Source organism: Robertmurraya korlensis NBRC 107688, from assembly GCF_001591645.1.
Classification (GTDB): domain Bacteria; phylum Bacillota; class Bacilli; order Bacillales; family Cytobacillaceae; genus Robertmurraya_A.
Genome location: NZ_BCVH01000042.1, coordinates 1 through 10,184, shown reverse-complemented (window position 1 = coordinate 10,184; position 10,184 = coordinate 1). Strand labels below are relative to the sequence as shown.

General features: G+C 33.6%; 6 protein-coding genes and 2 pseudogenes. 2 read left to right on the top strand and 6 right to left on the bottom strand.

The genetic code is table 11. The features are described 5' to 3' along the window. Window positions 1–126: 126 nt before the first annotated feature. Window positions 127–443: pseudogene (locus tag BKO01S_RS24925) on the bottom strand (cupin). A gap of 188 nt (window positions 444–631) precedes the next feature. Here BKO01S_RS24925 and BKO01S_RS23285 point away from each other — a divergent pair. After that, entirely contained in the window at window positions 632–1,201 is a 570-nt protein-coding gene (locus BKO01S_RS23285; protein ID WP_066060116.1) for a CBO0543 family protein, read from the top strand. 519 nt (window positions 1,202–1,720) lie between these two features. Here BKO01S_RS23285 and BKO01S_RS23280 read toward each other — a convergent pair. The 5 genes and pseudogenes from BKO01S_RS23280 to BKO01S_RS24110 form a co-directional block, all read right to left on the bottom strand. Further along, the gene (locus tag BKO01S_RS23280; RefSeq protein WP_066060114.1) at window positions 1,721–2,647 is read right to left on the bottom strand and encodes an HD-GYP domain-containing protein; all 927 of its coding nucleotides are present in this window, start codon (window positions 2,645–2,647) and stop codon (window positions 1,721–1,723) included. Between the two features lie 128 nt (window positions 2,648–2,775). Then, a complete protein-coding gene (locus tag BKO01S_RS23275) occupies window positions 2,776–4,476 on the bottom strand; it encodes a methyl-accepting chemotaxis protein (protein ID WP_066060112.1) in 1,701 nt (566 codons plus the stop codon). Window positions 4,477–6,160: 1,684 nt separating this feature from the next. Continuing rightward, entirely contained in the window at window positions 6,161–6,736 is a 576-nt protein-coding gene (locus BKO01S_RS23270; protein WP_066060110.1) for a TetR/AcrR family transcriptional regulator, read from the bottom strand. 78 nt (window positions 6,737–6,814) lie between these two features. After that, the gene (locus BKO01S_RS23265) at window positions 6,815–7,477 is read right to left on the bottom strand and encodes a YjbE family putative metal transport protein (protein ID WP_066060109.1); all 663 of its coding nucleotides are present in this window, start codon (window positions 7,475–7,477) and stop codon (window positions 6,815–6,817) included. 727 nt (window positions 7,478–8,204) lie between these two features. Next, window positions 8,205–8,395, bottom strand: a pseudogene (locus BKO01S_RS24110) (MurR/RpiR family transcriptional regulator); the annotation flags it as partial. Between the two features lie 245 nt (window positions 8,396–8,640). On the opposite strand from BKO01S_RS24110, the gene BKO01S_RS23260 reads away from it, so the two are divergent. After that, a complete protein-coding gene (locus tag BKO01S_RS23260; protein WP_066060107.1) occupies window positions 8,641–10,077 on the top strand; it encodes a glycoside hydrolase family 1 protein in 1,437 nt (478 codons plus the stop codon). Window positions 10,078–10,184 lie beyond the last annotated feature (107 nt).

Here is a 10,184-nt window from a genome sequence, read left to right as displayed (position 1 = left end):
AGCTTTAGGACTCTCTCATTCTACTAAGAGGTTCTTTTTTATTCTAACCTCATTTTCATTCATTACAGGAATGCTGCTTCACATTCGCAGTAGAGGTATATCTTTAACCTTTAGCAACCTTTTCAATCAACAACTGATATTACTTAAAGAAGATGACGGATTTAATTCTTCGCTTTCAATGACAATCGCAGTTAATCCTTTGTCAGTTTTGGTTTCGTGCCACTCATCTTTCTCCCAGAAAACATCTCACCCGACTGAACTTTAGAGTATACTTCCTTTTCCCCTCGAACACATCCTTCACCATTCATAATTTAAAGAAGTAGAGGTGATGCTGCTTGGTGGTAACCTATAACACCATTTTCTTCAAGGTACATACATCCTATATGAACAGCATTTTCATTATTAAAATACGAGACATAAAAATCTGAATTGAATTTATTAATCTTTTTTCCACTACGTTTATTCGTTAGAAAAACTCCTGATTCAAGACATTCCTATTTGTCATACATATAACCAGACTACAATTCTTCACGACATTTACGAACTTCAAGTCCTGTGTGCTTGGTTTTGCATATATAACTCTATTTAGTAGAAGAATATTGAATATCTAACTAAAAAGAGGTTTCATTATATGAGAAATCCTAGTTATCAAGATATACAAAACTTGCGCCAAGAATTAAGTGATGTTGCTTTTAAACACTGGCTAAATGATGACGTGTTTTCACCAACATGGTGGCTCCTTTTAGCTTCTACGATTATTCCTGTACTCATCTGGTATAAACTTGTGGATAAGGAAAGGTTCTTTGAAATTCTATCTTACGGACTAATTACTGCCTACCTATCAACTGTTTTGGATGTAATTGGTGTATCTTTAATAAGATGGGGCTATCCTGATAAATTATTTTCAATGATTCCCCCTTTATTTCCAGCTGATTTAGTAGTTATCCCCGTTTCAGCAATGTTGGTTTATCAATATTTCAACAAATGGAGCTCGTTTCTCACTGCAAATATCCTTTGGGCATCAACATTTGCTTATATCATTGAGCCTTTAGCGATTAAAATACATATGTTTCATATGGATAATTGGAAGCACACATACTCTTTTATTGGATTTATTGTTTTAGGAATATCCCTTAGATACATAATCTTATTTCTTCTTAGAAAATTGAAAAAAACCTGTGAACAACATATTCTTGACTAACATTCAACTATCTTACCAAAATAAAATGATTCTCTTGCTTCCAAACAAGGTAGCCTTTTTAGGTTCTCTTTAATCCACAATCTGTTTCTATGGTTAATTCCTTATTAAATCATGTAGAGGAGAAGAACCGTGCTTGCACAATTAACGCACACGGCTCCTCCAGTGTTTATGTCTAGTCAGTTATGTTATTTAAAATCTTAACCTACATCATCTATACCGACTGGTTTCTATTCACTAATTATAGCTAATCAATTTAGGATCACATATTGCTAATTCTGGATAGGCTACACTGAGTTGGACAGAAAAATAAGGTCAAGTAGACTACAGATAATATACTGAGGAGAATCTACTATGCCTAAAGAAGAACGCTGGACCTTTACTCCTGAATTCAAGCAGCGGATCGTCCAGCTTTATCTGGTGACACACTTTCCGCAGGCAGGAACGAGCCGTTTTCCCTCAGGAGTCGCCACCCTAAATAGGGATGTAAAATTTACCACATTCCAACCCTTAAGTAAAAAATTAATCGTTTACTATTTGGAGAAACCCCGCATCTTTTGCAATGACCTTAAGAAAAATGTCAGCGATTTTTGGATCAAACTGGGTCCCTTTGTTCCTATGTATTTCATTCATAGCATAACTTAGATCCTTTGGACCCCTATATGCACGTTGTGAGGTCATTGCATCAAAGGAATCTGCTATTGCCATTATCCGCGCGAAAACAGGTATTTTATCCCCTTTTAGTCCCTCTGGATACCCTTTCCCATCGTACCTTTCATGGTGGTATAAAACAATATCCAATACCCCATTTCTTTCGAAACTTTTTATATGCTTTAAAGTTTCAAAACCTATTAAGGGATGTTGCTTTATCCTAGTAAATTCTTGATCAGTTAGGCGAGAGGCTTTCATTAGTATTTCCTCTGGAACACCGATTTTCCCAATGTCGTGGAGTAAACCACCCACATAGATAGTTTCTATCTGTTCCTTTCTCATTTTTAATTCCTGAGCAATTATTACTGCATATTTCGCAACATTTACGGAGTGTTTAGCAGTATATGCATCTCTTGCGTCTAACGCTTTAGCTAGCGAAAGGACTATCTCTTCTCTATGTTTTTTTACTACTGTAAATCTTCTCGCATTATAAGCAGATATGAACATTGCTGTACTATCGATGATAAAAAAGAATAAGGCCTCATCTATGTAGTCTATTGTGATATCCTCTCCATTTATTAAAATACCACCTAGCTCAATTGACAAACATATAGAAATTAAAAACCAATTAGATTTGTGAGAAAACGCTAATCCTATTAATATCATAATAACTACATATAACGATACAAATGTAAACTCATTATAAAGATGGTCGAAAAGAAGTACTAGACCAACTAATAAAGATAACAATCCTCCTAAATTATATGTGCTATTTTTAAAGTTATCTTTTATATTCATTAAGCTCTCCCTTATTAATTACATATTTATATTTCCATCGCATTTTTACTGTTAACGATTTTAGAAAAGCCCTCCTAAAAGGAAGGGCCGTTTGTTATTTATATAAGAACGGGCAAAAGTCATGCCTGCTATATTTTAAACCGTTGCACCATTACAGTTAGTTTTTCTGCCATATTCGCTAACATATTAGCGGAGGAATTAATTTCTTCCATTGACGCAAGTTGTTCTTCTGTAGATGCGACGACATCTTCGGAACTAGAAGAATTGGTTTGAGCCAAAGCTGTAATTTCCTCCGCGGAAGAGTATACCGCTTGGATACTAACTGTTATTTGCTCGACTATTGCTGTTACCTCTTCCACTTGTGGGGTAATATTCCTTGTACTATGAAGAATTTCTTCAAACTTCTGTGAAGTTTGTTCTGATACTTTTACACCTTCCTCTGCATTCTGCATAACTTCTCGCATAATACGAACGGATTCTTCTGTATCCTGCTGGATTACCTTTATGAGACTAGCAATATTTTGAGTCGACTCCTTTGATTCCTCAGCTAGCTTTCTAACTTCATCGGCTACAACAGCAAACCCTTTACCATGTTCCCCGGCTCTCGCTGCTTCAATGGCTGCGTTTAACGCTAGTAAATTAGTTTGCTCTGCAATAGCGTTGATCACAGACAGAATTTCACCTATTTCGCCGGATCTTTCAGAGAGAAGACCTATAACATCGTTTGATTTCCTAACTGATTCATGGATGAATTGCATTTGTTTTAGATTACCTTCTACATACTTTCCTCCAATTTCTGCTTCGGAAGTCGTTTGCTTAGAGAGGTCAGATACCTTCACGGCACTCTCAGCTATACGAGTAATACCACCAAGGATTTCTTGAAGAGCCCTTGAATTATTTTCTATTTTCATAGCGGTCACTTCCGCTCCACTTGCAATTTCTTGAATAGCAGTTGAGATGTTTTCGCTTGCCTTTGTGGAATGTTCTGCACTTGCCATTAATACTTCTGAAGACGCAGCAACTTGCATGGAGTTACTGTTAATTCCACCTATCATTTCTCGTAGACTTGACGTCATCGTTTCAAACGATTCGTTTAAGTAATAAATTTCATCTTTATTTTTTATATTGATCTTCTCAACATTTAAGTTACCGGAAGCAACTTGTGTAACTACAGCTCTAAGTTTTTGAATAGGGTTTGAAATAACCATAGTAATAACTATACCTGAGGCAATCGCTAATAACGCTGCAATGATATTCAATATCAGCACTTTTGTTAAAGCCTTATCAGAATTGGTTTGAGTCTCATTTTCGAATTCTTCATAAATATCATATAAATAGGTCTGCAAGTATTCCGTACTATCATTCATCTTTGTACTTAAAGGGAGTGTATCCCTTTCACCTTGGGTTAGTGCCTCTTCTCTATTTATAGTTAATAAATTCATTGCCTGGTAAGCAACAATCTTATACTGCTTATTCATTTCAGACAGTTCATCCATTTTTTTTATCGTCTCTTGTAATGTAGCTACCTCTAAGGCTCTTTGTATTAATTGCTCGGTCTCAGCATTTACTTTATCTAGATTATCCATATGTATTTTGTCACCATACAACATATATGCTTGGTAGTAACCTACTTGTAGTGCCGTATGCGTTTGAATATCTTGAGTGATAGAGTACAATTCTGTTACGTTTCCTATCACGTATTCATAAGCTTTATTTGTTTCCTTCATATTTATATGAGAATAAAATGCTGAAAGACCAAATAAAAAGGTAATGATCAGAAAGCTACCTAGTAATTTTTGTTTAATTGATAATTTAAATAATAGATCCATTGATAATCTCCTTAATTTATTTATAAATGTATTTCATACTAAGTAATATCGAATGATTAGGAGGTCAGAAGAATCCTAGATAAGACGATAAACGAAAGTTACTTTTACCTTCCTTTTATATACTTCCCCCGATTTTCTAAGCAAATAATGGTGCTGCACCCTGTTCCCAGCATTAAAGCACAAGCAAATATCGATGAAATAAAAGGCATGAAAATATTAACTGCTGATAACGTGGTTGCATCCACATAACGTGCTAGAATATACCATCAAACATAGTCTAGATAGAAGCAAATGCCATTACACCAATGGTTGGGGTAGCAATATGATAGCAAGGATTTCGTTGTATACTCTTTTCAGTGCCTTTTGAAAAACCATGTTGTGTCAACTCCAGATTGTAATGATGAATATGAGTATTATAGACTATGGAGTTGCTCCATAGTCAAGGGGAAGTTGTATGATTTGGAGATTTAGGTATACACTAAGGCATTGAGAAAAAGGGTATATTATTGGTACTTTTCCCATTTGAACGTTTCCTTAATACCTGAGTATTCAAGCATCAAAAGTAAGAGAATAAATATTAACTAATCCTTTACTTGTAAAACAATGTAAAAGTTGTGTTTTATTAATGTTTTGCAAGAGTACTATATTATTTAAGTGGGTGGATAGTGGAATAAAACAATCTTATCTAATCATATCTTTTTGGAAAAATAATGTGGGTATAATAAATGATTTGAAAGGATAAAATCAGGTTGTTTTTATCACTATTAGGGTTCAACAAATTAAAAAATTTTAATACTTGATATCATTGCAGGTACTGGGATTTATTACGAATTTAAAATTATTTTATCTAATGATTTAGTTGGAGTTTTAGGAAGTATTGTTTTTACAGAGGGCGTTAAGAGATTGCCTAGCGGAAATTACACCCATTTTCTTGTTGAAAATAATTACCATCTTTAATTTACCTAATGATTGTTAGTTGTACTTTTAAATATATAGTACCACAGCCATTTGGATCGTTAAATTCTTTGCAATAAAATGTACTTACTATTTGTGTTCTTCTCTTGGATAAGTAGAACCTATTCCTAAGTCTTTTAAAAAGCAATAATTACCTTACATTTTTTGTCTTGTGTTAAACTGCCCCTAGAAAATGTTAATATCAGATTTACTTACCATCTAATTAAATGAAAAATATCTCAACCAAGTAATACCAGCGGGTCGAGATGTTTAAATCAGATAATGTAGTATAAAATATGGATTACTTACAGATAATTTTCAAGGTAATAGTAGCTTTTTTTAGTAATTCTTTTGTTTCTTAGAATGGCAGGAAATAAAGATATAGCTCAAATTTATTTACTTGATATAGGAATAACATTAATAGTTAAAGAATTAATAGTTGGGTTAATCGAATATGAAACTCCTATTTTAAAAAGTTTATATCCATAGGACTATTGATCCTACTTCAATTTGCATTAGCGTTACTAGGATTAAAAAATCAAATTATACGTTCTATTTTTCGGGGGAAACCAATAATTATTATCGAGAAGAAAAATGTAATCAATATAACATGGAAAATTGGTCATAAATTAAATGATTTATCTACTCAACTTATGGGGATGGCATAATCTATGTCGGAAATATATGATACGTTTTAAATTCTCTCAATACAAAATATAATAATATATAGTTAAGGAGTTTTTATTCCTTTTATAAAAATATTTGTAGCAGTAAGATATAGAGTCTGGAGCTTTTCAAAAGAAATATTATCATAATAAGCATTATCCAAACCAACCTGTAGCCCTAAAAAGGTATACATGTAAGTTTCTGTACTTTCATTCAAGAATTCACCAGAATCAATTCCTTCTTGAAAAATTTTTTTATAGATATCATAAAACTGAACTCGATAAATATTTAAAACTTTTTCATAGTTACTTCCAGAAAAAGTAAATTCTTGTGCAGCTAAAAACAAAGGATTCTTAAAATCATTCAAGTAATGAATAGTTATTCCAATCAGTTTTTCAGTAGCTGTACTATACTCCTCCTCGTTAGCATTCCATGTCTCTTTCCAATTAATTGCTTGTTGCTCCAATATAAATAAAAATAAGTCTTCTTTATTTTTAAAATGATAATAAATGCTTCCTTTACTGGCAGCTGAGGCAATCATAATATCCTCCATAGAAGTTGAATTAAATCCTTTTTTTGCGAATAATTTCTCTGCTTCAGATGCAATACGAAGCTTTGTCAAATTAGCTTTTTTACTCACAAGATCACTCCTTGCCAAAATTTTAAGTTAATTACTTCTCCTATACTAAATTATAACGTAATTGTTAATTTAAATTGATCAAAGAGATATACTAATGTCTTTAATTTTATTTCTAATTAACCCTATAAAAACAGAAGTAATACCTAATCCAATTGCTATCCAAAAATTATAGAATTCAGGAATATAGTTTACTAGAAACTTAATACCTCTATCTTCTAAAATCATTTTACAAGCTGCAAACACTAATAGACCTGAACCTACATATATTATTATTGGAAATCTTTCCATTAACCTCAATAAAAACTTACTGCCAAATATTATTATTGGAATTGATATAAATATACCTAGTATTATAGCTGTTATGCCCTTAGAAACACTCGCTAATGCTATAACATTATCAATTGATAATGTTAGATCCGAAATTGCTATAACTTTAATTGCTCCCCAAAAGTGATTGGACGTTTGAATATTCTGTGTTTCCTCTTTTTGAACCATCATTTGGAATGCAATACCACATAAAATTATACCACCAATAGCTTGGATAAATGAGTATTCAAGTATATTAACTATTAACGTAGCAGCTATTATTCTAAGAACAATAGCACCTAACATACCCCAAAAAATCACTTTATTTTGTAAGTGAATAGGAAGTTTTCTGACAGAAAGAGCAATTATAACTGCATTGTCACCAGAAAGTAAAATATCAATACCAATTACTGCTAAAATCTCTATTAAATCCATTCAAAATCTCCTCCTTCTTTCTACTGTATTAAAACAAGTATGTAGAACTTTTAGAATTCTAATTACCTTGCAAAAAAACCGACTGTTCAGTCCAGAGTATGACCAAAAAAAAACAACTTTCTTCTTACAGTTACCTTCATTAATTTAGGTAATACTATAGTATGCCCTATTGTTGACTTTTATGTATTGATTGTCCCTCACTTTTTACGAAGTTTTTGCTAACCCGTTATTTTACCTCTTAACTCCTGAAGTGCTTTTTAACTTCTCAACATAGGCTTTATGTGACTGCTAGACTAGAGTAGACAGTTTTTGCTACATAAGATGGAACACTTAGTTACCCAAATGTACCAGTAAATATAAGACTCTTCCATTGTAAGATGTTTATGAATTTATTCGTACACCTTGATAAAGTTGGTTTCGAAGGAAACTTTTTAGCATTGTCCTTCGTCCACTAAACTCCTCTATAAAGAAACGGAAATCTTAGATTTCCTCCTGTTTTCTCTTATTTTTGATAGAATAGAATTTTAAAACTATTGGCTGTTTGGTTGATATGGGTAATTAAGGGGGATTTTGGAATCTTTGAGTAAAAATGATTACTGATACTTAAACCCATTTTATCCAAAAAGTGTTGTTAAAGTAAAATAAAATATAATCGTACTGGTAGATCTCCACATTTCTCATGGAGGTGTACCCTCCTATGTCTTACAGGATCTTAGCCCCAAAAATTTATCTTAAAATTAGAAAAACCTTCACAATTTAATTTACGACAAAAGCGTAATATCGTTGATGTGGATACATGAGTTCATGTGCAAGTTCACGTATTCGCATAGAAGACAATTTATCTTCATTTTTACTAACATAGTTATATAAGGAAGTCTCTATTGCATTCAATGAGGCTATCATTTCACCTGTAAACATATGGTCGCTCTCTCCTTCAAATCTAAAAAGGAAACCATTTCATCCATTTCACTTCATTTACATACAATTACCTAATTTATCAGGGAAACACCCTGTTTCATAAATAATACAAGTTCCTAGTTAGGGTATGAAATTTCTAAATCACCTTCATGTATCTACGACTTTATATTAGGAAGGTTAGAATAAAATCAGTAGTAAACACAAATAACTTAATATTAGTTTGGACTTATAAATAGGAGGGTATTATGAGTAAATATCAATTTCCAGAAGGATTTTTATGGGGTGGTGCAACAGCTGCCAACCAATTAGAAGGCGGGTATCTTGAAGGTGGTAAGGGCATGAATCTGGCAGATGTGATGCCTGGTGGAAAAATTCGTGAGAAAGTGATTTCTACACCAGGGTTTGATTTTGAACTAGACAGAGAACAATATACGTACCCGAATCATGAAGGAATCGATTTCTACCACCGATATAAAGAAGACATTGCACTTTTTGCAGAGATGGGCTTTAAATCCTATCGTATGTCAATTGCTTGGTCACGTATTTTCCCTAAAGGAGACGAGCTTGAGCCAAACGAAGAAGGTTTGACCTTCTACGACCGGGTATTGGATGAGTGTTTAAAGTACGGAATTGAACCAGTTGTAACCATCTCTCATTATGAAATGCCATTATATTTAATTAAGGAATATGGTGGTTGGAGAAGCCGTGAAGTGATCACTTTCTTTGATCGCTATGCTAAGACTTTATTCAATCGATACAAAAACAAAGTAAAATATTGGTTAACATTCAATGAAATTAACGCAGGAGTTATCGAGCCGTTATTCAGCCTTGGTTTCTCACCAACGACTAAAGATGTACGTCTACAAGAAAGCTTTCAAGCTTTACACCATGTATTTGTTGCCAGCAGTTTAGCTGTAAAAGCTTGTCACGAGATCATCCCTGGCTCTCAAGTCGGTTGTATGTTACTCTATGCTCCAATTTACTCATTCGATTGCAACCCTGTAAACGAATGGTATGCGTTCAGCGAGGCTCGTATTTTCAACAATATTTGTGGGGACGTACACGTTCGTGGAGAATACCCTTCCTTCTCAAAACGTTACTTTAAAGAAAACGACATTAACATCAAGATGGAGGAAGGAGACTTAGAAACTATCAAACAGTATCCAGTTGACTTTATTTCCTTCAGCTACTATATGTCACGAACAGAGAAGAAAGAGTTAACAGATGAAGAAAAAGCGTCTGGGAACTTTTTTTCAGGTGTAAAAAACCCGTTCTTAAAAGCTAGTGATTGGGGCTGGGAAGTCGATCCTATCGGTCTACGTTTGAGCTTAAACCAATTATATGATCGTTACCGTGTACCTTTATTTATTGTAGAGAACGGCCTTGGTGCTTACGATAAGATTGAAGAAGATGGCAGCATCAACGATGATTACCGAATTAACTATCTTCGTGAGCATATCGAAGCTATGGGGGAAGCAGTTGAGGACGGTGTGGAAATAATGGGCTATACTGTATGGGGTTGTATTGACCTAGTTAGTGCTTCAACTGGTGAAATGTCCAAACGTTACGGCTTTATCTATGTAGACAAACACGACGATGGTAGTGGTACTCTAGAGCGTCGAAAGAAGAAGTCGTTCTATTGGTATAAGAATGTTATTGCTACCAACGGGCAAGAGTTATAAGTGTAGAAAACATTAGTCCTCTAAGGGCTAATGTTTTTTTGTTATATTTAGTATTGCCTTTGGTCTTTGCTCTTGGGTTTTGTGTAACTATTTGTGTTTTTTTTAAA